Below are 24,071 nucleotides of genomic sequence, written 5' to 3' on the forward strand. Positions count from 1 at the left end.
GGCCGCTCCCGCCCCGGAGAGGGCGGGGCGCGTGGCCGGCCGCAGCGCGGCCCACCCCGCGACCGCGAAAGGGGTCAGAAGCTCAGCTCGTCCGGGCCCAGCGGCGCCAGCATCGCCGCCACGTGCTCCGGTGTCACCGCCTCCAGCGGCGCGAGGCGCCACTGCGGGTTGCGGTCCTTGTCGACGATCGCGGCGCGCACGCCCTCGAGGAACTCGCCCTGGTCCATGCAGCGCCAGGTGAAGCGGTATTCGCGCGCGAGGCTGTGCTCGATCACCGGGTCGGCGCGGGCCGCGCGCACCAGCTCCAGCGTGCAGGCGACGGAGAGCGGGCAGCCGTGGCGCAGCGCCTTCAGCGCCGCCACCTGCCATTCCGCCTCGCCCGAGAGCGCGCCGGGCAGGCGCGACAGCTCCCCCGAGAAGGCGTGGTCGATGTCCGCCTGCAGCCCGGGCAGCACGCCCTCGGGCGGGGTGGCGGCGAAGCGGCGCAGCACGGCGCCCGGCTCCGGCTCCTCCAGCAGCGCGCGGGTGAGGGCGGGCAGCTCCGCCTCGGGCACGTACACGTCGGCGAAGCCGGCGAAGATCGCGTCCGCCGCCCCGATGCGCGCGCCGGTGAGGCCGAGGTATTCGCCGATCCGCCCCGGCGCGCGGCCGAGGATCAGGCTGCCGCCGACGTCGGGGATCAGCCCGATGCCGCATTCCGGCATCGCGAGCTTGGTGCTGTCGGTCACCACCCGGTGCGAGCCATGGGTGGAGATGCCCACGCCGCCGCCCATCACGAAGCCGTGCATCAGCGCCACGTAAGGTTTCGGGAAGCGGGCGAGCTTCGCGTTCATCCGGTACTCGTCGGCCCAGAAGCGGCGGCCGGCGTCGTAATTGCCCTTCACCCCTTCCGCGCGCACATGGCCGATGTCGCCGCCCGCGCAGAAGGCGCGCTCGCCTTGCGCATCGCACAGCACCATGGCCACGGCATCGTCATGCGCCCAGGCATCCAGCGCGGCCTCGATCGCCAGCGCCATCTGGTGGGAGAGCGCGTTCAGCGCCTTCGGCCGGGTGAGGGTGATGCGCCCCACGGCGCCCTCGGTGCGGATGTGGATGTCGTCGGTCATTGTCTCTCCGCCAGCAGCGCCCGGGCGGTGATCAGGCGCATGATTTCATTGGTGCCTTCCAGGATCTGGTGCACCCGCAGGTCCCTGACCAGCTTCTCGATGCCGTAATCGGCGAGGTAGCCGTAGCCGCCGTGCAGCTGCAGCGCGTCATTGGCCACGCGGAAGGCGGTGTCGGTGACGAAGCGCTTGGCCATGGCGCAGTGCTTGGTGGCATCGGCCGCGCCGGTGTCGAGCTTCCAGGCCGCCTGGCGCAGGAAGACGCGGGCCGCCTGCAGCTCGGTCTCCATGTCGGCGAGGCGGAACTGCAGCGCCTGGAACTGGTCGATGCTCTTGCCGAAGGCCTGGCGCTCGGCCATGTAGGTGAGCGTCCTGTCGAGCGCGGTCTGCGCGGCGCCGAGCGCGCAGGCGGAGATGTTGAGCCGCCCGCCGTCGAGCCCGGCCATGGCATAGCGGAAGCCCGCGCCCTCGGCCCCGATCAGCGCCAGCGCCGGCACCGCGTCCATCTGCACCTGGGCGGTGGGCTGGCTCTGCCAGCCCATCTTGCGCTCCGGCGCGCCGAAGGTGAGGCCCTCGGCCCCGTCCTCGAGCAGGTAGGCGGAGATGCCCTTCGGGCCCTCCTCGCCGGAGCGGGCCATCACCACGTAGAGGTCGGAATAGCCGCCGCCGGAGATGAAGGCCTTGGTGCCGGTGAGCTCCCAGCCGTTGCCCGCACTCACCGCGCGGGTGCGCAGGGCGGCGGCGTCGGAGCCCGAGCCGGGCTCGGTCAGGCAGTAGGAGGCGATCTTCTCCATCGAGCAGAGCGCGGGCACCACGGCTGCGCGCAGCGCGTCGTCGCCGAAGCGGTCGATCATCCAGGCGCACATGTTGTGGATGGAGAGGAACGCCGCCACCGAGGGGCAGGCCATCGACAGCCCCTCGAAGATCAGCGTGGCATCGAGCCGCGAGAGGCCGGAGCCGCCGTGTTCCTCGTCGACATAGATGCCGGCCATGCCCAGGGCGGCCGCCTCGCGCAGCACCTCGCGGGGGATGGTGCCGGCGGCTTCCCATTCGCTGGCGAAGGGGGCGATCTTCTCCGCCCCGAAGTCGCGCGCCATGTCGAAGATGGCGGCCTGCTCGTCGCTGAGCTCGAAATCCATGGTCTCCTCCCTGCTGCGGCCTTTGCGGCCGTCATTCACGCGGCGGCCCCTGCGGGGGGCCGGTTCTCCGGGCGCGAGCATGGCCGATTGCGCCCCGCCGGGGAAGCCCGCCCGCGCCGGCGCCGGGGCGGGGCCCTGCCGGGAGCGCCGCAACGACGCGGCCCCCCGGAAGCGGAGCCGGCAGGGCACCGCCCCGCCGCCTCCCTCGGCGCCCGTGGCCCCGGCCTCACCCCGCCGCGAAGGCGCAAGTCCGGCCGTGCCGCAGGCACCACCTCAGCCCATGGTGGGGATGGAGAATTCCGCGCCTTCCTTGGTGCCCGAGGGCCAGCGGGCGGTGACGGTCTTGGTGCGGGTGTAGAAGCGGAACGCGTCGGGCCCGTGCTGGTTGAGGTCGCCGAAGGCGGATTTCTTCCAGCCGCCGAAGGTGTGGTAGGCCAGCGGCACCGGGATCGGCACGTTCACGCCCACCATGCCGATGTTGATGCGGCTGGCGAAGTCGCGCGCCGTGTCGCCGTCGCGGGTGAAGATGGCGGTGCCGTTGCCGTACTCGTGGTCCATGGCGAGGCCGAGGGCCTCCTCGTAGGTCTTGGCGCGGACGGTGGTGAGCACCGGGCCGAAGATCTCCTGGCGGTAGATGTCCATGTCCTTCGTCGCCTTGTCGAACAGGCAGGGCCCGACGAAGAAGCCGTTCTCGTAGCCCTGCAGGCTGAAGTCGCGGCCGTCGACCACCAGCTCCGCGCCCTGTTCCACGCCCGAGCCGATGAGCCCGAGGATCTTGTCGCGCGCGGCCGAGGTGACCACGGGGCCGTAGTCCACGTCGGCGCCCGCGGTGTAGGGGCCCACCTTGAGCTTCTCGATGCGCGGGATCAGCCGCTCGATCAGCGCGTCGGCCGTGGCCTCGCCCACGGGTACTGCCACCGAGATCGCCATGCAGCGCTCGCCGGCCGCCCCGTAGCCCGCGCCGATCAGCGCGTCGGCGGCCTGGTCGAGGTCGGCGTCCGGCATCACGATCATGTGGTTCTTCGCGCCGCCGAAGCACTGCACGCGCTTGCCGTTCTCGCAGCCGCGGGCGTAGATGTAGGCGGCGATCGGGGTGGAGCCGACAAAGCCCACCGCCTCGATGTCCGGATGGTCGAGGATGGCGTCCACCGCCTCCTTGTCGCCGTTGACCACCTGCAGGATGCCTTCGGGCAGGCCGGCTTCGAGCATCAGTTCGGCGAGCATCAGCGGCACGGAGGGGTCACGCTCGGAGGGCTTGAGGATGAAGGCGTTGCCGCAGGCGATGGCCGGGCAGAACTTCCACATCGGGATCATGGCGGGGAAGTTGAACGGCGTGATGCCGGCCACCACGCCCAGCGGCTGGCGCATGGAGTACATGTCGATGCCGGGGCCGGCGCCGTCGGTGTACTCGCCCTTGAGCAGGTGCGGCGCGCCGATGCAGAACTCCGCCACCTCGAGGCCGCGGATCACGTCGCCCTTTGCGTCCGGCAGGGTCTTGCCATGCTCGCGCGAGAGGGCCTCGGCCAGCTTGTCCATGTCCCGGTGCAGCAGGCGCACGAATTCCATCAGCACGCGGGCGCGGCGCTGGGGGTTGGTGGCGGCCCAGGCGGGCTGGGCGGCCTTCGCGCCCTCCACCGCGGCGGCGAGCTCGGCGGCCGAGGCGAGCGGGGTTTTCGCCTGCACCTCGCCGGTGGCGGGGTTGTAGACATCCGCGAAGCGCCCCGAGGCGCCCTTCACGTGCTTGCCGTTGATGAAATGCGTGAGTTCCATGGCCTTGTTCCTCCCGGTCTGGCGTGTCTGCGCCCGCCCGGGCCCAGGCATTCTGGCGGCCGTGTCGCGGCGGGCGGCGCTTGCGAGGACTTCTACCATCGCGGAATTTCGGCTATCAAATGGCGAAAATGCAAAACGCCCTTGCGTAACTGCAAGGCAGAACCGGCAGGGCGCGCGTTTACCCCTTGTAAACTGTTGACAGCTGTCAACTCCGCCGCCCCGGGGGGAGGTGCCGATGAAATGGGATGACCTGCGCAGTTTCCTCGCCGTGGCGCGCGAGGGGCGGCTCACCGCGGCCGGCAAGGCGCTCGGCCTCGACACCGCCACCGTGGGCCGGCAGCTCTCGCGGCTCGAGGCGGCGCTCGGCGTGCGGCTGTTCGAGCGCGGGGCAGGGGGCCACGCGCTCACCGAGGCCGGCCGCCGCCTGCTGCCGCGCGCCGAGGCGATGGAGGCCGAGGCCCGCGCCCTCTCCGCCGTTCTCGCCGGCGCCGAGCAGGAGATGGCGGGCCCGGTGCGCATCGGCGCGCCCGACGGCATCGCCACCTTCCTGCTGCCGGCCCTCACGCTGGAGATCAGCCGCGCCTGGCCGCGGCTCGAGCTGCAGCTCGTCGCCATGCCGCGCAGCTTCGACGTGGCCCGGCGCGAGGCCGACATGGTGCTCACCCTCTCGCCCCCCACCGCCGGGCGGCTGCGCGTGCGCCGGGTGGCGGACTATCACCTGCATCTCTACGCCACGCGCGAGGTGGCGGCCTCCGCCGGCGGGCTCACGGACGTGGCGGCGCTGCGCTCGGTGCGCGGCATCGGCTATGTCTCCGACCTCATCTACCACCCCGAGCTGGACTACGTGCCGCTGGTGGGCCCCGACCTCGCGCCGCGGCTCACCTGCACCTCGCTCGCGGTGCAGCTCGCCTGGGCGCGGATGGGGGCGGGGGTGGCGATCCTGCCGGATTTCATGGCCCGCAGCTGCCCCGAGCTGCTGCGCATCCTGCCGCTGCAGGTGAGCTTCACCCGCTCCTACTACCTCGTGAGCCACGAGGAAAACCGCCACGTGCCGCGGCTCGAGGCGGTGGCCGAGCGCCTCGCCTCCGGCCTGCGCGAGGCCCTCGCCGGCGCCTCCCGCTCCGAGCCGCTGGTCTGGCCCGCCGAGGGCGGCGTCGCCTCCGGCCCCTGAGGGCGCTTCCGTCATCGCCCCCGAGGGCAGCGGCGCCCCGCGCAGCTACGGCCCCCCCCGGCCCCACTCTTCCGCCCGGGCGACCAGCCCGGGCCGCGCCCGACCCTCCCCCCGGGAGGGCGCGATGGCGATGCCACAAGCCGCACAGCCCTCGCCCGGGGCTTACGGGATAAACCGCCGACCACGCGCGGAGCAGCGCCCACCCAGGGTCGGGCGCGGCCCTCCGCACCCGGCCCGGAGGCATTGCGACATGCGTAGCGGTTGGCTTGCTCTGACGCCTCCCGCGCCGGGTGCCGCGCGGCAGCGTGGCCAGCGCCGCAGGGGGCTCGATGCCCCCTTCGGCGCTTGCTTCGTCGCGGGCGCGCCGCTTCAGCCCTGCTCGCGACGTTTCACGATGGCAAAGCCGGCCCGGCCGACGATCACCGCCACCACGATGCGCAGCACGTGATGCGCGGTCACGTAGACCGCCGAGATGTTGAGCGAGAGGGCGACGAGCGACATCTCCACCAGCCCGCCCGGCGCGAAGGACAGCACCACCGCCTCCACGCTCTCGCCCACCAGCGGGCCCAGCACCAGCGCCACCAGCGTCGCCGCCGCCAGCACCCCGGCCACCATCGTGGCCGACAGGCGCAGCGCACGCAGCAGGTCGCGGTGGCGCATGCCGGCGAAGCGCACGCCCAGCGTGATGCCGATCACCAGCTGTGTCATCCGGATGGTCCAGACCGGCGGCTGCCCCTCCAGCACGCCGGAGAGATGCGCCGCCGCCGAGAGCACGATCGGCCCGGTGATCTGCCCCGCCGGCATGCCCGACCGCGTGCCGATGATGTAACCCACGACACCGCAGGCGATCAGCACCGCCGCGTCCTTCAGCGTGAGGGGGATGTCGGCGCCGGGCAGGCTCACGCCCGAGGCGCTGCCCACCGTCTGGCCCTCGATGATCGACAGGCCCAGCGGGATGAGCAGGATGCAGATGATCAGCCGCAGGAACTGCATGGCCGCCAACACGCCCTCGTTCGCCCCGTCGCGCTCGCCCATGGTGATGGCCTCCACGAAGCCGCCGGGCATCGAGCCGTACCAGGCCGTGGGCGCGTCGAGCCCGCCGTAGCGCCGGCAGTAGAGATAGCAGACGTAATGCACCAGCGGCACGTAGACGAGCAGGGCCAGCAGGCTCGGCCACCACTCGGCCACGCCCGCCACCACCTCCTGCGTGAAGGAGCCGCCGATCGACAGCCCGATCACCGGCACGAAGAGCTGGCGCACCTTGCCGGGAAAGCGCAGCACGTCGCCGCCCGCCTTCAGCCCCAGGATCGCCGCCGCCCCCACGCAGACCACCGGCCCGAACAGCCAGGGCAGCGGCGTGCCGGCCCAGCGGGCCAGCAGCGCGCCGCCCAGCCCGAGCAGGATGCAGGCCGCGAGGCTCTGCCAGGCGAAGCTCTGGCCATAGATGCGGATCATGCGGCGGGGCCTCCGGGGGTCGTCTCGAGCGGCGGGGCGCGGCAGCGCTCCGGATCTGGCCTGCGGACAGGCCGCGGCCGGGCCGCGCGCGAGGGATCAGGGCTCCTGATACGGCCGCAGGCCCCGCCACTCAAGCCCCGTCGACGGAATGCCAGCCCTGCACGGCCCGCGTATCAGGCCGGGCGGAAGCCGGTTTCCGGCCTCCCGCCGCATCGCCCCGGGGCACTCGGCCCCCGGCGGGTCGGGCGTCGGGGCCTCCCTCCCGACCGGGCCCTCACCCAATGGCGCTGGGGTGCAGCATCGGCGCGTAGCCCCCGGCCAGCACGGCGCGGGTGGCGGCGGGGGTGAGGGCGCTCACCGGCCCGGCAGGGCGCGGCACCTCGGCGCCGTAGCCCCCGGGCGCCCAGGGGCGGGCGCCCCGGAGCGTGCAGAGCCAGCTCTGCCCGGCATGGGCATAGAAGGCGCCGGGGGGCAGGGCCCCGGCCGCCACCTGCTCGCGCGGCCCGAGGCGCTGGGCGTGCAGCACGCGGTCCATCACGTCGGCCGGGGGCGGGGCGGAGAGGGCCTGCGCCCGGGCCCAGAGGGCGGCGAAGGCGCGCGCCTCGGCCCGCCGGCACTCGAAACAGGGGCGGTGGCCGGCGGCCAGCGCCACCGCCTCGTCGAGGAAGAACAGCTCGGTATAGCCCGGCCCCATCACCTGCCGCCGCCGGCCGCGGAAGGCGAGGCGGCAGATGATCCAGCGCCGGCCCGCCCAGCGGCGGGGGGTGAGCGAAAACCCCTCGTGGAGCCGCCCGCCGCGGTTTCCCATCAGCGTGCCGCGCGCGCCGAGCGCCGCGATGCAACCCTCTGGTGTGACACGGTTCGGCAGCGGGGTCGGGCGGCTGGACATCGGCTCGAATCCGGGATTGAGTACGCCGAACCAGAAAAGTGGAGGATCCCCATGCCCGAAGCAACCGCCCCGTTCCGCGCCGACCATGTCGGCTCCCTGCTGCGTGCCGACAGCGTGAAGGCGGCCCGGCACCGCTTCTACGACGAGAAGAGCATCGGCGCCGAGGAACTCGCCGAGATCGAGGACGAGGCGATCCGCGACGTGATCCGCATGCAGGAGGAGGCGGGCCTGCCGGTGGTCACCGACGGCGAGATGCGCCGCTCCTTCTGGCACTACGACTTCATGGGCGGGCTCAGCGGCTTCGAGCTGGAGGAGCGCGACGAGGGCGTGCAGTTCGCCGGGGTGAAGCTGCGCCCGATCTTCCCCACCATCCGCGATAAGCTCGACTTCCCCGACGACCACCCGATGCTGGAGCATTTCAAGTTCGTCGCCGCGAACACGAAGGTGCAGCCGAAGATCTCCATCCCCGGCCCCTCCTGCTGCCATTTCCGCACCGCGCCCTCGGACATCCTGCCCGAGGAGTACAAGGACCCCGAGGCGCTGTTCGCCGACCTCGCGAAGACCTATGCCAAGGCGGTGAAGGCCTTCTACGAAGCCGGCTGCCGCTACCTGCAGATGGACGACATCTTCTTTGCCTACCTCTGCGACCCCAAGCACCGCGCCGACAAGGCCGCCCTCGGCCAGGACCCGGACTGGCTGATCGGCAAGTATGCCTGGATGATGCACGAGGCGATCAAGGACCGCCCCGCGGACATGAAGATCGGCATGCACATGTGCCGCGGCAACTTCAAGTCGACCCATGCCGCCGAGGGCGCCTACGACCTCGCGGCGGATGCGATCTTCAACCAGACCGGCGTCGACATCTACTTCATGGAATACGATGACGAGCGCTCCGGCGGGCTGGAGCCGCTGCGCCTGCTGCCGAAAGGCTCCAAGCGGGTGATGCCGGGCTTCATCACCACCAAGCGCGGCGAGCTCGAGACCGTCGACGCCCTGCGCCGCCGCTTCGACGAGGTGGCGAAGGTGGCCGATCTCGACCAGTTCGGCATCGCGCCGCAATGCGGCTTCTCCTCCACCGAGGAGGGCAATGCCATCACCCCCGACGACCAGCGCCGCAAGCTCGACCTCGTGGTCGAGACGGCGGAGAAGATCTGGGGTGGCGTCGCGGCCTGAGGCCGCGCGACTTGATTGTGGCCTGAGGCCGCGCGACTTGATTGTGGCCTGAGGCCGCGCGACTTGATTGTGGCCTGAGGCCGCGCAACTCGAATGTGGCCTGAGGCCGCGCGCGCCGGGCAGGGGGAGCCGGGAGATGGAGATCGTCACGCGGCTCTCGCCCAATCGCGGGCCCCGGCGCCTCGGCGCCCGGCCCGACATGGTGGTGATCCACTTCACCGCCATGGCCACGGCGGAGGCAGCCCTCGCGCGGCTGACCGACCCTGCGGCCGAGGTCTCCTCGCATTACCTTGTCGCCGAGGACGGGCGCTGCTGGCTGCTGGTGCCCGAGGAAGAGCGGGCCTGGCACGCGGGCGCGGGCGCCTGGGGGCCGGTGACCGACGTGAACTCCCGCTCCGTGGGCATCGAGCTTGCCAACCCCGGCGACCGGCCGTTCGACGCGCCGCAGATGCAGGTGCTCGAGGCGCTGCTCGACGGCATCATGGCGCGCTGGGCGGTGCCGCCCGAGCGGGTGATCGGCCATTCCGACATGGCCCCGGGGCGCAAGGACGACCCCGGCCGGCACTTCGACTGGCCGCGGCTGGCAGCGGCAGGACGGGCGGTCGGGGCGCAGGGCGCGCGCGGCCTGCAGGGCAGTCCGCGATCGGGCCTGCCCGATCCGGCGCGCTTCGAGCGCGCCGCGCGCCGGTTCGGCTATGTCCCGCCGCGCGGCGCGCTCGCCCCGGTGCTGGAAGCCTTCCGCCAGCGCTTCCGCCCCCGGGCGGAGGGGCCGCTCGCGCAGGAGGACATCGCGGTGATCGAGGAGCTGGCGCAGCGCTGGCCGGTGGCGCCGGGCTGAGCGCGCCCCGGTGCCTCTGCTGTCCGCGCCCTGCTTCTCCCGGAAGCGGTGTGAAAAGACAGCGAGAGGGAGATGCTGTGCGCCTGAATGAAATTCAGAAAGGAAAGCACTATTTACGTGCGAAATTGGTGTCGAATTCGAAACTTGATCCTTCGCCCACCATCTTGCAGTCGTCATATGTGCTTTTTATGGTCAGAGCGTCATCCCATTCTAGCGTCACATCTGCGAAATATCCGCAATCTATTCTATCTACCAGGAGAGAACCTTGATTGGCGGCGTAACGCCTCGGATAAATATTCGTTACATCCGTTGAGCTGAAAGATAATCCATATTCCACGCGGACATAAACACACCTGTCCCCGGAGCTGTCGCACTCCTCCGAAACACGGGCCATGGAGCTCCCCCCGGCGATGAGGCTCTTCATGTTTGATGCTTCAACCGGAAAAATCAGAATTACTGCGAGGGATGAAATGATTCCGAGAATGTATTATTTGAAATCGCGTAATTTCATTTTCCTTCACCTTGGGGATGACCCGTTCTGGTCTGGTCCGGACTGCAATAACCGTGCTCGCGCCGTTCCGTCTGGCGGTCGGTCTCGCCACGCTGAGCGCCGGCCCGGCCTCGTGTCCGGGGCTTTCTCACTGTGTCCCGCGCCAGTGCAGGCCGCCAGCCGTTTTCCGGAAAGGCTCGGGCATGGCGCCTCCGAACCCGATTGACCGGCCTTCCGCCCCAGCGTAGGAGGGGCGCGCGCGGATGGCCAGGCGGTCGCGCTGCCCTTCGGGGCGGTGAGGAACGTCCGGACTTCACGGAGAAGCGGCGCCGGATAACGTCCGGCCGGGGAAACCCGAGGGAAAGCGCCACAGAGAACAGACCGCCCCGGGTTCGCCCGGGGTAAGGGTGAAACGGTGGGGTAAGAGCCCACCGCCCCCCTGGCAACAGGGGGGGCACGGCAAGCCCCGCCGGAAGCAAGGCCGAATAGGGACTGCGCGCCGCCTCGGCGGCAGGGGGTCTCCGCCCCGCGGTCCGGGTTGGCTGCCCGAGCCGGATGGTGACATCCGGCCCAGATGAATGATCGCCCCGGGGGCCTCGGCCCCCGTGACAGAATCCGGCGTATCGGCCATCCGCGCATCACGGCCCTTTTCCGGAGAGTTGAGCCCGATCCCGGCGCGTGGCGGGGGTGCGCGTGGGAATTCATCCCCGTTTCGCCCGCCTCCGGCAGCGGCGTGGGATTTCATCCCCCCGGGGCCGGATCATGGGAAATCATCCCCCCGCAGCCCGGATGATTCACGAATCCGGGCGGGCAGGGAACCTCACATCCCCCTCACGCGGCAGTGATTCGAGGCGATTCCGCCGCGATTCCGCCCTCGCGGTGGGTCGGAGCGCCCGGGGAGGGGCGGTGAAATGGGTTTTCATGGGGTTTTCATGGGCCGGTGCCATGCGCCCCATATATGGTAGGTATTCAGGGGATACATACCAGACCTTTGGATTTTTCGCCCCCGAACCACCCCGGAGCACACCAGCTCCGCGCGGCAAGCGCCTGCGGTGGCGCAAGAAATCCCATGGAGTGGCTTCGTAAGGCTTGTTTTCCCATAAGGCTCCGGGTACCTTCAATTCACAGGACATCGAGATCACGAAAAGTGACCGATATTTGAGTGTTGAGGCAGGTTTCAACGCCAGCAGAACGAGCAGAACGATCGGACCAGGGTAGAGACGAAAAAAGCAAGCGCATACCCCGGAGTTACCGACGAGGGACGGCCAACGGGTCGCGCAGGGCAAGCGCGGCCCGTTCGCTTTTTGACGCCTCTTTCCGGACCCCCGATCGCAACAGCGGGACGGTTTGAGTGGCACTTCGTTTCAGAGGCGACGCACTCCACAAGGTGGACAGCAAGGGCAGGGTCTCGATCCCGTCCGGCTTTCGCCGCGTGCTCGCCTCCGGCGACCCCGACCTGGAGCCCGGCTCCGCCACGCCCCCCACGATGATCGCCGTGCTTTCCGCCAACAGCGAGAGCCTCGACTGCTATTCCATCGAGGGCATGGACCGGCTGGAAAGCCGCATCCTGCAGGTGGCCGACCCGGTGCGCCGCCAGAAGCTGCTCGACCTCATCCCCGCCCGCTCCATCGACCTGCAGCTCGACGACAACGGCCGCATCGTGCTGTCGCAGAAGCTGCGCGACGCGCTGGGCATCTCCGACCAGGCCCGCATGGTGGGCAAGCTCGAGTTCTTCCAGATCTGGCGGCCGGAGGTGTACGACGCCCGCCAGGCCGCGGTGCTGGCCGAATACGCCGCGGAGGGCGGCTCGCTCGACCTCTTCTCGCAGATCCCCGGGCCGGAGCTGTGAGCATGGAGGAGGAGGCCGCCCCGCACATCCCGGTTCTGCTCGATGACGTGATCGCCGCCGTGTCGCCTGTCACGGGCACCTGGGTGGACGGCACCTTCGGCGCCGGCGGCTATTCCCGCGCGCTGGTGGCGGCGGGCGCGCAGCGGGTGATCGGCATCGACCGCGACCCCGAGGCCCATGCCATGGCCGCCGCCTGGCTGCCCGAGTACGAGGGCCGCATCCGGCTGGAGAGCGGCGTGTTCGGCGAGCTCGACAGCATCGCCGCCGCCGCGGGCGCGCAGAGCGTGGACGGCGTGGTGCTCGACATCGGTGTGTCCTCCATGCAGCTCGACCGGGCGGAGCGCGGGTTTTCCTTCCTGCGCGACGGCCCGCTCGACATGCGCATGGGCCAGGACGGGCCCACCGCGGCCGACCTCGTGAACACCCTCCCCGAGGCGGCGCTCGCGGACCTGCTCTATCTCTACGGCGAGGAGCGCGCCTCGCGCCGCATCGCCCGGCGCATCGTCGAGGCCCGCGCCACCGCGCCCTTCACCACCACGCTCGAGCTCGCGCGGGTGATCGAGGGCTGCCTGCCGCGCGCGCGGCCGGGCCAGCCGCACCCGGCCACCCGCAGCTTCCAGGCGCTGCGCATCGCGGTGAACGACGAGCTGGGCGAGCTGGTGCGCGGGCTCTGCGCCGCCGAGCGCGCGCTGGCGCCGGGCGGGCTGCTGGCCGTGGTCACCTTTCACTCGCTGGAGGACCGGATCGTGAAGCGCTTCATCCAGATGAGGTCCGGCGAGGGGCAGGGCAACTCGCGCTACGCGCCGGAGGCGAAGGGCGAGGAGCCGCGCTTCGAGAAGCGCACCCGCAAGGCGATCGGCGCCGGCAAGGACGAGGCGAAGGCCAACCCGCGCGCCCGCTCGGCCAAGCTGCGCGTGGCCCGCAGGCTCAAAGCCCCCGCCGGGCCGGTGGAGCCGCGCAGCCTCGGGCTGCCCGAGCTGCCGGAGGCCGCATCGGGCGGCCGGGGGAGGGGCTGATGCGCACGCTCTTCTTCGTGCTGGGCGCCCTGGTGGCGGTGGCCTTCGGCTTCTGGGCCTACCGGGTGAACTACGAGACCCAGTCGACCGCCAAGCGCGTGACCGCGCTGCAGAACCAGATCGCCGCGGAGCGCGAGAACATGACCATGCTGCGGGCCGAGTGGGCCTGGCTGAACCGCCCGTCGCGCATCGAGGCGCTGGTGGCGGCGAACAACGACGTGCTCGGCCTCGGGCCGCTGCAACCCGACCATTTCGGCGAGGTGAACATGGTCGCCTGGCCGCCGCTGGTCGCGAAGGACCTGGAGGAAGGCTGGGATGGCATCACCCGCGAGGACATCACCGTGACCGAGATCTCCGAGGCCGACCCGACCCCCCGCCCGCATCACCGCCCGGACATCATCGAGGCCAAGGCCGCGCAATGACCAGAAGACCCCTCCGCCCCCTCGCCGGCATCATCGGCGCCCGCTCCCGCGGCGAGGACCCCGCCCGCATCGAGGCCCATCGCAAGGCCGAGCGCCTGCACGCCGAGCGCGCGCAGGAGCGGCGCCGCGCGCAGTGGCGCCTCACGCTCATGGGGGCCTTCTTCATCTGCGCCTTCGGCACCGCCACCGCGCGCATGGCCGTGGTGGCCAACTCCGACCCCGAGGAGCCCTCGGCGATCTCGAGCTCGGTGCCGGTGAGCGCGGACCGTGCCGATATCGTCGACCGCCGGGGCCGGGTGCTCGCCACCAACCTGCCGACCTGGGCGCTCTACGTGCAGCCCAACCTGATGGTGGACCCGCGCGCCGCCGCCCGGGGCCTCTCGAAGGTGTTCCCGGACATCGACGCCGCGGCGATGGAGGAGCGCATCCGCCGCGGGCGGTTCTTCTGGGTGAAGCAGTCGATCTCGCCCGAGGAGCGCCAGCGGGTGCATGACATCGGCGAGCCGGGCCTGCAGTTCGCCCCGCGCGAGACGCGGCTCTACCCCGCGGGGCGCTCGGTGGCCCACATCATCGGCGCGGCCGGTTTCGGGCAGCTCGAGGTCTACGCGGCCGAGCTCGTGGGCACCGCCGGCGTGGAGCGCTGGTTCGACACCCGGCTGCGCGACCCGGCCAAGACCGGCGTGCCGCTCGAGCTCTCCATCGACCTCGCCGCGCAGGTGGCGATGCATGACGTGCTCGAGGACGCGATGGAGCGCTACACCGCCAAGGGTGCGGCGGGCATCGTGATGGACGTGCACACCGGCGAGATCATCTCCATGGTCTCGCTGCCCGACTTCGACCCCAACCACCGCCCGCAGGACCCCTCCGACCCGCGGCTGTTCAACCGCGCGGCGCAGGGTGTCTACGAGCTGGGCTCTACCTTCAAGGTGATCAACAACGCGCTGGCGATGGAGCGCGGCATCGCCCGGCCCGACACGCTGGTGAACACCTCCGGGCCGCTGCTCTGGGGGCGGTTCAAGATCTCGGACATGCACAACATGCCCAAGCAGCTCTCGCTCACGGACGTGCTGGTGCATTCCTCCAACACCGGCTCGGCGCGGCTGGCGGTGATGGCCGGCACCAAGGCCCAGCAGGACCTGCTGAAGCGGCTGGGCTTCTTCGAGCCCACCTCCATCCAGCTCGGCGAGGCGGCGCAGGCCAAGCCGCTGCTGCCCGGGCGCTGGTCGGAGCTCTCGACCATGACCATCTCCTACGGTCACGGGCTGGCGGCGACGCCCCTGCACCTCGCCGCCGCCTATGCCACGCTCACCAATGGCGGGCTGAAGGTGAACCCCACCCTGCTGCACGACCCCCAGGCCCCCACCGAGGCCGACAGGGTGGTGTCGGAGGAGACCTCGCTGCACCTGCGCGAGATGATGCGCGCCGTGGTCGAGCGCGGCACCGGCAAGAACGCCGCCGTGCCGGGCTACATGATCGGCGGCAAGACCGGCACCGCCGACAAGCCCCAGCCCACGGGGGGCTATTCGCACAACAAGGTGATGGCCACCTTCGCCGCGGTCTTCCCCACCAGCGCGCCGAAATACGTGGTGATCGTCACGCTTGACGAGGCCTCCACCCAGGCATACGGCCGGACATGGCGCACCGCGGGCTGGACCGCGGCGCCCACCATGGCCAATGCCATCCGCCGCATCGCCCCCGTGCTGGGCATGCGACCCCTGCCCAAGACCGGCCCGCAGGAGGCGCCCCCGCCGCTGCTGGTCCGCAACTGACGACCCCGAGGCGCAGATGGAAGAGCCGAGATCGGCAACACTGAAGGAGCTCGAGCTCACCGAAGGGTCCCGGATATCGGGCGAGGCCGGCACACGCGTGACCGGCCTCAGCGTTGACAGCCGCCAGGTGCGGCCCGGCCATCTCTTCGCCGCCCTGCCGGGCGCGCGGGTGCACGGGGCGGAGTTCATCCCCTACGCGCTGCGCATGGAGGCGGGCGCGGTGCTCACCGATGGCGCGGGTGCGGCGATGGCGGGCAAGCTGAACGTGCCGGTGATCATCCACCCCGACCCGCGCCTCGCGCTCGCGCGCGCCGCGGCGCGCTGGTTCGACGCCCAACCGAGGGTGATGACCGCCGTGACCGGCACCAACGGCAAGACCTCGGTGGCGAGCTTCACGCGGCAGATCTGGCAGCACATGGGGCTCGCCGCGGTGAATTTCGGCACCGCGGGCGTGGAGGGCGCGGTGCAGGCGCCGCTCTCGCACACCACGCCCGAGCCGGTGACCCTGCACCGGCTGATCGCCCGGCTGGCGGGCGAGGGCGTGACCCATGCCGCGATGGAGGCCTCCTCGCACGGGCTGGAGCAGCGCAGGCTCGACGGCGTGCGCCTCACCGCCGCGGCCTTCACCAACCTCACGCGCGACCATCTCGACTATCACCCCAGCGTGGAGGCCTACACGGCCGCCAAGCTCGGCCTGTTCGACCGGGTGCTGCCGGTGGGCGCCACCGCGGTGATCAACATCGACGATGCCGCCGCGACGCTGTTCCGGCTCGTCGCCACGGGCCGCGGCCAGCGCATCATCGGCGTGGGCCGGGGCGAGGGCGCGGACCTGCGCCTCACCGGCACCGAATTCGAGAGCCACGGCCAGGTGATCCGCTTCACCTGGGAGGGGCGCGAGCACGTGGCGCGCCTCGGCCTCGTGGGCGATTTCCAGGCGCTGAACGCGCTGGTGGCCGCGGGGCTTGCCATCGGCTGCGGTGGCGCGCCGGAGGCGGTGTTCGCGGCCCTTCCCGCGCTCGTCGGGGTGCGCGGGCGCATGGAGCTCGCCGGCACCCGGGCCAACGGCGCCGCGGTCTATGTCGACTATGCCCACACGCCGGACGCGCTGCAGACCGCCCTCGCCGCGCTGCGCCCGCATTGCGCCGGCCGGCTGGTGTGCGTCTTCGGCGCGGGCGGCGACCGTGACCCCGGCAAGCGCCCGCTGATGGGCGCCGTGGCGGCCGAGGGCGCCGACCTCGCCATCGTGACCGACGACAACCCCCGCTCGGAAGACCCCGCGACCATCCGCGCCGCGATCCTCGCCGCCGCCCCCGGCGCCACCGAGATCGGCGACCGGGCCGAGGCCATCCTCACCGGGGTGGACGCGCTGGGCCCGGACGATTTGCTGCTGATCGCCGGCAAGGGCCATGAGACCGGGCAGATCGTGGCCGGCGAGGTGCACCCGTTCGACGACGGCGAGCAGGCCCGCGCCGCGATCCACGCGCTCGACGGCAACGGCCTCGCCGGGGTGCAGGCATGAGCGCGCGCGCGGCAGCCCCGCTCTGGACCGCCGAGGAGGCACAGGCCGCGACCGGGGGCACCGGGCCGGGTGGCTGGGTGTGCAGCTCCGTCTCCGCCGACAGCCGGTCGCTCGCGAAGGGCGCGCTGTTCGTCGCGCTCTCGGATGCGCGGGACGGGCATGATTTCGTCGCCGACGCGCTGAAGGCGGGGGCGGCGGCCGCGCTTGTCTCGCGCGTGCCCGAGGGGTTGCCGGCCGACGCGCCGCTGCTCGTGGTGGCGGACGTGCTCGAGGGGCTGCGCGCGCTTGGTGCCGCGGCCCGCGCGCGGATGCAGGGCAAGGTGATCGGCGTCACCGGCTCGATGGGCAAGACCGGCACCAAGGAGATGCTGCGCCTCGCGCTCGGCTGCCAGGGCCGGGTGCATGCGGCCGAGAAGAGCTTCAACAACCACTGGGGCGTGCCGCTCACCCTCGCCGCCATGCCGCGCGACACCGATTACGCGGTGATCGAGATCGGGATGAACCACTCGGGCGAGATCACGCCGCTGACCACGCTGGCCCGCCCGCATGTGGCGCTGGTGACCAACGTGGCGCCGGTGCATCTGGCGCATTTCGCCTCCGTCTCGGAGATCGCGCGGGCGAAGGCGGAGATCTTCACCGGGCTCGAGCCGGGCGGCGTGGCGGTGATCAACCGCGACATCGCCACCTACCGCATCCTCGACCGCGCGGCGCGCAAGGCGGGGGCGCGGATGATCCGCTTCGGCGCCGCCGGGCGGCCGGAGCTGCGCCTGCAGCGCGCCCGCGTCTGCGACCGCGCGACGGTGATCGCCGCCAAGGCCTTCGGGCAGGAGCTGATGTTCAAGCTCGGCGCGCCGGGCCGGCACCTCGCGCTCAACGCGCTGGGGGCGCTCGGCGCCGTCGCCGCCGCGGGGGCCGACATCGGCCAGGCCGCGGTGGCGCTGTGCCAGTGGACCGCGCCCGCGGGCCGCGGCGCGCGCTGGGTGGTCCGCCTCGGCACGCCGGAGATCGACGGCGCCTTCGTGCTGATCGACGAGAGCTACAACGCCAACCCCTCCTCGGTGGAGGCGGCACTGGAGCTGCTCTCCAGCGTCTCGCCGCGCGACGGCGAGGGCAGGGTGAGCCGGGGGCGGCGCATCGCCTTTCTCGGCGACATGCTCGAGCTCGGCCCGGAGGAGGAGAACCTGCACGCAGGCCTCGCCAGCCTGCCCGCGCTCTCGGACATCTCGAAGGTGCATTGCGCCGGCCCGCGCATGCGCGCGCTGCATCTCGCGCTGCCCGCCCGGCTGCGCGGCGAGTGGCACGAGGACAGCGCGGCCCTTGCCTCCAGGGTGCCGCGGCTGGTAGACGCCGGCGATGTCGTGATGGTGAAGGGATCGCTCGGCGCGCGGATGGCGCGTGTGGTGGAGGCCCTGCGCCACATGGGCGACGCCCGCCCCGACGAACCCGCCCCGGAGGAAGCCTGAATGCTGCATTTCCTGCTCACGCCGTTCTCCGAGGGGGGCGGGGTGTTCAACCTCTTCAACTACATCACCTTCCGGGCGGGCGGCGCCTTCTTCACCGCGCTGCTGTTCGGCTTCCTCTTCGGGCGGCCGATCATCGACATGCTGCGGCGGATGCAGAAGAAGGGCCAGCCGATCCGCGAGGACGGCCCGCAGAGCCACATCATCGCCAAGGCGGGCACCCCCACCATGGGCGGCGTGATGGTGCTGGGGGCGCTGCTGGTCTCCACCCTGCTCTGGGGGCGGTGGGACAACGGCTACACCTGGATGGTGCTGTTCGTGACCTTCTGCTTCGGCTCCATCGGCTTTGCCGATGATTTCCTGAAGGTGGCGAAGTTCAACACCAAGGGCGTGCCCGGGCGCATCCGCCTCGCGGCCGGCTTCACCACCGCGCTGATCGCGGCGCTCTGGGCGATGTACCTGCAGCCCGACGAGCTCTCCGGCCGGCTGGCCTTCCCGATCTTCAAGAACCTGCTGCTGAACCTCTCCTGGGGCTTCCTGCCCTTCGCGATGATCGTGATCGTGGGGGCGGCGAACGCGGTGAACCTCACCGACGGGCTCGACGGGCTCGCCATCATGCCGGTGATGATCGCCGCCGGCACGCTCGGGATCATCGCCTACGCGGTGGGCCGCACCGACTTCACCACCTATCTCGACGTGCATTACGTGCCCGGCACCGGCGAGATCATGGTGTTCGTGGCAGCGCTGATGGGCGCGGGCCTGGGCTTCCTGTGGTACAACGCGCCCCCCGCGGCGGTGTTCATGGGCGACACCGGCTCGCTCGCGCTCGGCGGCGCGCTGGGGGCGATCGCGGTGGCGACCAAGCACGAGATCGTGCTGGCCATCGTGGGCGGGCTCTTCGTGGTCGAGGCGCTGTCGGTGATCATCCAGGTGTTCTGGTTCAAGCGCACCGGGCGGCGGGTGTTCCTGATGGCCCCCATCCACCACCATTTCGAGAAGAAGGGCTGGGCGGAGCCCACCATCGTGATCCGCTTCTGGATCGTCTCGGTCATTCTCGCGCTGATCGGGCTCGCCACGCTGAAGCTGAGGTAGGCCCGTGGCCGGGGGCCCGCACACCCGGCCGGGACACCCGGCGCCGGAGCCGCGGGACGCCCCCGTGCGCGCTGACGAGCGGCCGGGAGCCCTCGGGCACCCCGTTGCGGGCGATGCCGGGCGTCCCGTTCCGGGCGATGCTGAGCGTCCCGTTCCGGGCGATGCTGAGCGTCCCGTTCCGGGCGACGCGGCGCGCCCCGCCCCGGCGCAGGCTCTCCGACCCGCAGCGCGGGATGCCCTCGGCGAGGGCCGCGCGTTTCTCGACGATCTCGGCGCCCTCGTCTCGGCCATGCTGGTGGCCGGCGGGCTCTGGGCGGCGCTGCTGGCGCTGCCGGCCTGGGCGGAGGGGCCGGGGCTGGGGCGGCCCGCCACCATCGCCTGTGCCGCGGCGCTGATCGCGGCGGCACTGCTGGCGAGCGCGCTTGCCTTCCTGCGGCTGCGGCTGGTCTTCGAGGCCGCGCGCGGCGGGGGGGTGCGGCGGCTTGGGCCGTTGCTGGTGGCGCTCTGCGTTCTCGTATCCGTCGGCGGGCTGGGGGCGGCGGCGCTCCTTGCCCTGCTGCGCTGAAACCCAAGGGAGGGACAATCCGATGATCCCCGTTCGCGGATATGCAAACCGCCGCGTGGCCGTGCTCGGCCTCGGCCGCTCCGGCCTCGCCACCGCTCGCGCGCTCTCGGCCGGCGGCGCCCTGCCGGTGTGCTGGGACGACAGCGAGGACCGCCGCGAGGCCGCGGCCGCCCAGGGCTGCATGATCGCCGACCTCACCCGCCCGCGCGAGTGGGAGGGCATCGACGCGCTCATCGTCTCGCCCGGCATCCCGCATCTCTACCCCGCGCCGCACCCGGTGGTGGCGCTGGCCCAGGCCCAGGGCGCGGTGGTGGACAATGACGTCGGCCTGTTCTTCCGCTCCTTCGCAAGCCAGGACTGGGCGAATTTCGACGTCCCGGCCCGGGTGGTGTGCATCACCGGCTCGAACGGCAAGTCGACCACCACGGCGCTGCTGCACCACATCCTGCGCGAGTGCGGCCTGCCCACGCAGATGGGCGGCAACATCGGCCGCGGCGTGCTCGACCTCGATCCGGGGCAGGAGGGGGAGGTGACGGTGCTGGAGCTCTCCTCCTACCAGACCGAGCTGGCCCGCGCGCTCGCCCCCGACATCGCCGTGTTCCTCAACCTCTCGCCCGACCATCTCGACCGGCACGGCGGCATGGGCGGCTATTTCGCCGCCAAGCGCAGGCTCTTCGCCGAGGGTGGCCCGGAGCGCGCGGTGATCGGGGTGGACGAGCCCGAGGGCCGGTTCCTCGCCGCCCAGTTCCGCGAGGAGGCCGACACCGGCGAGCCTGTCATCCGCATCTCGGTGAAGGAGAAGCTCGACAAGCAGGGCTGGTCGGTGTTCGCGCGCAAGGGCTTCCTCGCCGAGTGGCGCAAGGGCCGGCAGGTGGCGTCGATCGACCTGCGCGGCATGGCCACGCTGCCGGGCGCGCACAACCACCAGAACGCCTGCGCCGCCTACGCCGTGTGCCGCTCGCTGGGCCTCGCGCCGGCGCGCATCGAGGCGGCGATGCGCAGCTACCCCGGGCTCGCGCATCGCTGCAAGCTGGTGGGCGAGCGGGGCGGGGTGCGCTTCGTGAACGATTCGAAGGCGACGAACGCGGATGCCGCCGAGAAGGCGCTGCTCGCCTTCGAGCGGGTGCGCTGGATCGCCGGCGGCAAGCCCAAGGAGGGCGGCATCGCGCCGCTCGCGCCGCTGTTCGGCCGGGTGGCGAAGGCCTACCTGATCGGCGAGGCGGCGGAGCAGTTCGCCGCCACCCTCGGCGAGACCCCGCACGAGGTCTCCGGCACGCTGGAGGTGGCGCTGAAGGCGGCGGCGGCGGAGGCGGAGCCGGGCGACGTCGTGCTGCTCTCGCCGGCCTGCGCGAGCTTCGACCAGTTCGCCTCCTTCGAGGCCCGGGGCGATGCGTTCGAGGCTGCCGTCCGGTCGCTGCTCGGCATCTGAGGGAAGCGCGGGGAGGCACGTCTGACGGGGGCATCGAGCCCCCGACAGCCGTGTCGCCGCGGGCCCGCGGCTCCGGCGCGGGGCGGGGGCGTGGCGACCAGCCCGGGGGGGCTGCTTTGGCGGGCCATGCACGCAGGTGCTCCGCCGGAGCAGGGGGAAGCCCGGGCGGCTCGCGGTTCCGCGCAGGCGGGGGGCGCCGGACGCGCTGTGTCCCGCGCGGGGCAGGGCGCTGTCGCGGGCCGGCGTCCTGGGACATGAGCGCAGACGCGAGACAGGGCGCGGGCCTGTCCGGCTTGCCCGGGGGGTGCCGGCGGCGCCCTGTTCTGGCGGCCATGGATGCAGGTGCCCCATCGGCAGGGGGAAGCCCGGGCGGCTTGCGGTTCCGCACAGACGGGAGGCGCTGGACGCGCTGTGTCCCGCACGGGGCAGGGCGCTGCAGCGGGCAGTCGTCCTGGGACATGAGCGCAGACGCGAGACAGTCGGCGGGCTTATCCGGCCTGCCCGGGGTGTTGCCGGCGGCGCGGCGCCGTCCCGTCAGGGCGGGATCCGCGCAAGGTCGGGCCCGGGCGCCGATTTCTGCGCGCGAGGCCATGCCTCGGCCGCCTGCGCATCCCCGCCGCAGCGCGCATACGGGGACGCTGGCCGTCCCGCGAAGGCGGGATCGTTCCCCGAGCGGGGGCTCGATGCCCCCCGAGGGGAAGGCTTCCGCCGGGTGCGTCGTCCGGGCACCTCGTTGTGCCGGAGCCGGAGCCGGCCGGTTTCCCCGCCGGTCGCGAGACATGTCGCGAAGTCTGCCGGTGATGCTCTGACCCTCGGCGCGAGGCAAGGCATGGCCCCGCGGGCTCCACCGCACTCTCCCGGCCCGGATCCGGGCGGCGCCTGCCCGACAGTCGGGTATTGCGCTGACGGGCAGCGGTGTGTTGCGAACCTCTCCGTCTCCGTCTCCGTCTCCGTCTCCGTCTCCGTCTCCGTCTCCGTCTCCGTCTCCGTCTCCGTCTCCGTCTCCGTCTCCGTCTCCGTCTCCGTCTCCGCCTCCCGGACGGGCGCGGCCGGGGCCATCCGCAACTCCCGGCGGGCCATGCGCCCTGGCCGCCCCCCCGATCGGCGGCTTTCCGCTCACCGGCCCGTGAGGCGGCGTGGGGCCGGCGGGCTTGCAAGTCGGGCCGGGGGTGCCATGTTTGCGGGAAGCGACCGGGGCCGCCGCCCCGGCGCCGCTTCGCAGGGAGGCAGCCGACTTGGATATCGACAGGGGGCCGGGCACGCCGGCCGTCCAGCACCACCGCGACCCCGAAATGCGCAACGCCCGCGAGCTGCAGGAGCATCTCGCCTGGCTCGACACGTTCACGCCGCTGGCGCTGGGCGTGCTCTCGGTCGCGTCGGGCATCTACACCTATCTCGGCGTCTCCGGCCTGCTGGAACGCACCGGCGCGCTGAGCTTCCTCGCCGCCGTCGCCTACTCTGTCGCGGTCTCGGTGGCGATCTTCGTCTTCTGGTCCTACGTGCTGAAGCTGCTGCCGGCGATGACCCGGGCGGGCGGGCGTATCGGGCTTTTCATCGCCACCGCCATCGGCTGTGTCGCCATCGTGGCCATGTCGTCCTGGCTGAACGCGGCGGCGCTGGCGGGCTCGGCGGCGGTGGAGCAGCACCTCGCCACCACGGTGCAGGACTACCAGCGGGCGCTGGAGCGGGCGAACACCAACGCGGTGTCGGCCCAGTCGCTCGGGCGCGACGTGGAGCGCGCGCGGATCTCCTTCGAGGATCTCTCGGCGCAGGAGGCCTCGGGCGAGCTCTCCGGCATCTCCGGGCAGGGCGCCGTCTACCGGCTGCTGCGGCAGAAATCCGAGGAGCTGGCGGCGCTGGAAACCCAGATCGCCGCGCAGGACGAGCCGATCCGCGAGGCGTTCGAGACCGGCAACGGCATCCTGTCACGCATGCGCGAGCTCATCGCCGAGCAGGGGCCGGTGGAGACGCGCTCCATCGCCTTCTCCGAGCAGTCGGTGCGGCTGGCGGGGGTGATCGCCACGCTGCGCCAGCTCTCGGTGGCGCCGCTGGTGAGCCGGGCGGCGGAGGACCTGCGCGCCGCCGTGGTGCTGCCCGAGCTCGACGGCGGCTCGGCCGAGGCGCGCACCGCGCAGGACGCCACCATCCGCTCGGTGCTCGAGGCGATCGACCGGCGCGCGGCCTCGCTGGGCGAGGCCGCGCAGCAGGTGCTCGACCTGCCGCCGCCGGAGGAGACCACCTACACCGCCATCTCCACCGCCGACGCGGTGATCCGCTACGCCGGCGATTTCGTGCCCTCCTGGGCCGGCGCCATCGCCATCGACCTGCTGCCGGGCGTGCTGGTGCTGATCCTCGCGGTCACGCAGGGCGCGATCCGCGGCAACCGGCGCGAGCTCACCCTCGAGCAGACCATGACCCTCTCCGACCTCGAGGCCGCCATGCGCGCCCTGCGCCGCATCGAGACCGCGCAGCTGCAGGGCGCCGAGGCGCTCAGCCACGCGCCGCCCCCGCCCGCCCCGCAGGCGGCGGTGCCCACCACCCGCGCGCCCGACCCAGACGCGGCAGCGGACTCCGCCCCGCCGGCCCCCGGCGCGGCGGATTCCCGGGCCGACCCCGATGCCACGGCCCCGCGCGACCGCCCGCGCGCGGCAGAATGAGTGGCAGAATGAGTGGCGGAATGAGTGGCGGAATGAGTGGCGGAATGAGTGGCCGGGTGCCGCGCGCCACGCCCGCCGCCACCCCCGGGCGCGCCGGTGGGTGCGTCGGGGCGTGCGGGAGGTATCCGATACGCGGTCGCGCGCGCCGCCCGGTCCGCGCGGCTGGCGACGCGGCTGGCGACCGAGCGGTGTCCGGGCGCGATGCGCGCCACGAGGCTCCCGCCGCGGTCCACCCGCCGGGCCGGTCCGCCGGCTGCATCACGGG

General features: G+C 72.2%; 18 protein-coding genes and 1 other RNA gene. 14 read left to right on the top strand and 5 right to left on the bottom strand.

The features are described from left to right. Positions 1-74: 74 nt before the first annotated feature. The 3 genes from D3P35_RS23130 to D3P35_RS23140 form a co-directional block, all read right to left on the bottom strand. Entirely contained in the window at positions 75-1,106 is a 1,032-nt protein-coding gene (locus D3P35_RS23130; RefSeq protein WP_118138304.1) for an enoyl-CoA hydratase/isomerase family protein, read from the bottom strand. Further along, positions 1,103-2,242: an acyl-CoA dehydrogenase family protein gene (locus D3P35_RS23135; protein ID WP_118138305.1), complete on the bottom strand. Its 1,140-nt coding sequence runs from the start codon at positions 2,240-2,242 to the stop codon at positions 1,103-1,105. The genes D3P35_RS23130 and D3P35_RS23135 overlap by 4 nt, the downstream gene beginning before the upstream one ends. Positions 2,243-2,515: 273 nt before the next feature. After that, complete coding sequence (locus tag D3P35_RS23140) at positions 2,516-4,012, bottom strand: CoA-acylating methylmalonate-semialdehyde dehydrogenase (protein WP_118138306.1); 1,497 nt, start codon at positions 4,010-4,012, stop codon at positions 2,516-2,518. 235 nt (positions 4,013-4,247) lie between these two features. Between D3P35_RS23140 and D3P35_RS23145 the strand changes: the two genes are divergently transcribed. Then, on the top strand, positions 4,248-5,183 hold the full coding sequence (locus D3P35_RS23145) for a LysR family transcriptional regulator (protein ID WP_118138307.1): 936 nt from the start codon (positions 4,248-4,250) through the stop codon (positions 5,181-5,183). Between the two features lie 369 nt (positions 5,184-5,552). Here D3P35_RS23145 and D3P35_RS23150 read toward each other — a convergent pair whose 3' ends face one another. Both D3P35_RS23150 and D3P35_RS23155 read right to left on the bottom strand, forming a co-directional pair. Continuing rightward, entirely contained in the window at positions 5,553-6,638 is a 1,086-nt protein-coding gene (locus D3P35_RS23150) for an AbrB family transcriptional regulator (RefSeq protein ID WP_118138308.1), read from the bottom strand. Between the two features lie 274 nt (positions 6,639-6,912). After that, positions 6,913-7,527 carry a hypothetical protein gene (locus D3P35_RS23155; RefSeq protein ID WP_118138309.1) on the bottom strand — a complete coding sequence of 205 codons (615 nt, stop codon included), beginning with the start codon at positions 7,525-7,527 and terminating at the stop codon, positions 6,913-6,915. A gap of 51 nt (positions 7,528-7,578) precedes the next feature. On the opposite strand from D3P35_RS23155, the gene D3P35_RS23160 reads away from it, so the two are divergent. From D3P35_RS23160 to D3P35_RS23225, 13 genes are all read left to right on the top strand, one after another. Beyond that, a complete protein-coding gene (locus D3P35_RS23160; protein WP_118138310.1) occupies positions 7,579-8,700 on the top strand; it encodes a 5-methyltetrahydropteroyltriglutamate--homocysteine S-methyltransferase in 1,122 nt (373 codons plus the stop codon). A 136-nt stretch (positions 8,701-8,836) separates the two neighbouring features. Then, complete coding sequence (locus tag D3P35_RS23165; protein WP_118138311.1) at positions 8,837-9,538, top strand: N-acetylmuramoyl-L-alanine amidase; 702 nt, start codon at positions 8,837-8,839, stop codon at positions 9,536-9,538. Positions 9,539-10,287: 749 nt separating this feature from the next. Then, positions 10,288-10,667, top strand: an RNA gene (gene rnpB / locus D3P35_RS23170) — RNase P RNA component class A. A gap of 712 nt (positions 10,668-11,379) precedes the next feature. After that, a complete protein-coding gene (locus tag D3P35_RS23175) occupies positions 11,380-11,877 on the top strand; it encodes a division/cell wall cluster transcriptional repressor MraZ (protein ID WP_157982279.1) in 498 nt (165 codons plus the stop codon). A gap of 2 nt (positions 11,878-11,879) precedes the next feature. Beyond that, positions 11,880-12,893, top strand: a complete 1,014-nt coding sequence (gene rsmH / locus D3P35_RS23180; RefSeq protein WP_118138313.1) for a 16S rRNA (cytosine(1402)-N(4))-methyltransferase RsmH — start codon at positions 11,880-11,882, stop codon at positions 12,891-12,893. Next, positions 12,893-13,315: a cell division protein FtsL gene (locus D3P35_RS23185; protein ID WP_198670771.1), complete on the top strand. Its 423-nt coding sequence runs from the start codon at positions 12,893-12,895 to the stop codon at positions 13,313-13,315. The genes rsmH and D3P35_RS23185 overlap by 1 nt, the downstream gene beginning before the upstream one ends. Further along, positions 13,312-15,084, top strand: a complete 1,773-nt coding sequence (locus D3P35_RS23190; RefSeq protein ID WP_118138314.1) for a penicillin-binding protein 2 — start codon at positions 13,312-13,314, stop codon at positions 15,082-15,084. Before D3P35_RS23185 ends, D3P35_RS23190 begins: the two co-directional genes overlap by 4 nt. 16 nt (positions 15,085-15,100) lie before the next feature. Beyond that, the gene (locus D3P35_RS23195) at positions 15,101-16,603 is read left to right on the top strand and encodes a UDP-N-acetylmuramoyl-L-alanyl-D-glutamate--2,6-diaminopimelate ligase (RefSeq protein ID WP_118138315.1); all 1,503 of its coding nucleotides are present in this window, start codon (positions 15,101-15,103) and stop codon (positions 16,601-16,603) included. Further along, positions 16,600-18,066: a UDP-N-acetylmuramoyl-tripeptide--D-alanyl-D-alanine ligase gene (murF, locus tag D3P35_RS23200; protein ID WP_118138316.1), complete on the top strand. Its 1,467-nt coding sequence runs from the start codon at positions 16,600-16,602 to the stop codon at positions 18,064-18,066. Before D3P35_RS23195 ends, murF begins: the two co-directional genes overlap by 4 nt. Beyond that, positions 18,067-19,155, top strand: coding sequence for a phospho-N-acetylmuramoyl-pentapeptide-transferase (mraY, locus tag D3P35_RS23205; protein WP_118138317.1), 1,089 nt, complete (start codon positions 18,067-18,069; stop codon positions 19,153-19,155). 64 nt (positions 19,156-19,219) lie between these two features. Next, the gene (locus D3P35_RS26355) at positions 19,220-19,720 is read left to right on the top strand and encodes a hypothetical protein (RefSeq protein ID WP_157982280.1); all 501 of its coding nucleotides are present in this window, start codon (positions 19,220-19,222) and stop codon (positions 19,718-19,720) included. Between the two features lie 22 nt (positions 19,721-19,742). Then, positions 19,743-21,149 carry a UDP-N-acetylmuramoyl-L-alanine--D-glutamate ligase gene (gene murD / locus D3P35_RS23215; RefSeq protein WP_118138319.1) on the top strand — a complete coding sequence of 469 codons (1,407 nt, stop codon included), beginning with the start codon at positions 19,743-19,745 and terminating at the stop codon, positions 21,147-21,149. 1,292 nt (positions 21,150-22,441) lie between these two features. After that, entirely contained in the window at positions 22,442-23,806 is a 1,365-nt protein-coding gene (locus tag D3P35_RS23225) for a hypothetical protein (RefSeq protein ID WP_232830610.1), read from the top strand. Positions 23,807-24,071: the final 265 nt, after the last annotated feature.

This window comes from Oceanicella sp. SM1341 (assembly GCF_003448965.1).
In the GTDB taxonomy this organism is placed as follows: Bacteria; Pseudomonadota; Alphaproteobacteria; order Rhodobacterales; family Rhodobacteraceae; genus Paroceanicella.

Bases quoted from the DNA above. Each gene is read 5' to 3' on its own strand.
- D3P35_RS23135 (WP_118138305.1), bottom strand. From the start codon at position 2,242: ATGGATTTCGAGCTCAGCGACGAGCAGGCCGCCATCTTCGACATGGCG.
- D3P35_RS23150 (WP_118138308.1), bottom strand. From the start codon at position 6,638: ATGATCCGCATCTATGGCCAGAGCTTCGCCTGGCAGAGCCTCGCGGCC.
- D3P35_RS23195 (WP_118138315.1), top strand. From the start codon at position 15,101: ATGGAAGAGCCGAGATCGGCAACACTGAAGGAGCTCGAGCTCACCGAA.
- D3P35_RS23185 (WP_198670771.1), top strand. From the start codon at position 12,893: ATGCGCACGCTCTTCTTCGTGCTGGGCGCCCTGGTGGCGGTGGCCTTC.
- D3P35_RS23130 (WP_118138304.1), bottom strand. From the start codon at position 1,106: ATGACCGACGACATCCACATCCGCACCGAGGGCGCCGTGGGGCGCATC.
- rsmH (WP_118138313.1), top strand. From the start codon at position 11,880: ATGGAGGAGGAGGCCGCCCCGCACATCCCGGTTCTGCTCGATGACGTG.
- D3P35_RS23155 (WP_118138309.1), bottom strand. From the start codon at position 7,527: ATGTCCAGCCGCCCGACCCCGCTGCCGAACCGTGTCACACCAGAGGGT.
- D3P35_RS23190 (WP_118138314.1), top strand. From the start codon at position 13,312: ATGACCAGAAGACCCCTCCGCCCCCTCGCCGGCATCATCGGCGCCCGC.
- D3P35_RS23145 (WP_118138307.1), top strand. From the start codon at position 4,248: ATGAAATGGGATGACCTGCGCAGTTTCCTCGCCGTGGCGCGCGAGGGG.
- D3P35_RS23165 (WP_118138311.1), top strand. From the start codon at position 8,837: ATGGAGATCGTCACGCGGCTCTCGCCCAATCGCGGGCCCCGGCGCCTC.
- D3P35_RS23160 (WP_118138310.1), top strand. From the start codon at position 7,579: ATGCCCGAAGCAACCGCCCCGTTCCGCGCCGACCATGTCGGCTCCCTG.
- murD (WP_118138319.1), top strand. From the start codon at position 19,743: ATGATCCCCGTTCGCGGATATGCAAACCGCCGCGTGGCCGTGCTCGGC.
- mraY (WP_118138317.1), top strand. From the start codon at position 18,067: ATGCTGCATTTCCTGCTCACGCCGTTCTCCGAGGGGGGCGGGGTGTTC.
- D3P35_RS23140 (WP_118138306.1), bottom strand. From the start codon at position 4,012: ATGGAACTCACGCATTTCATCAACGGCAAGCACGTGAAGGGCGCCTCG.
- D3P35_RS23225 (WP_232830610.1), top strand. From the start codon at position 22,442: ATGCGCAACGCCCGCGAGCTGCAGGAGCATCTCGCCTGGCTCGACACG.
- murF (WP_118138316.1), top strand. From the start codon at position 16,600: ATGAGCGCGCGCGCGGCAGCCCCGCTCTGGACCGCCGAGGAGGCACAG.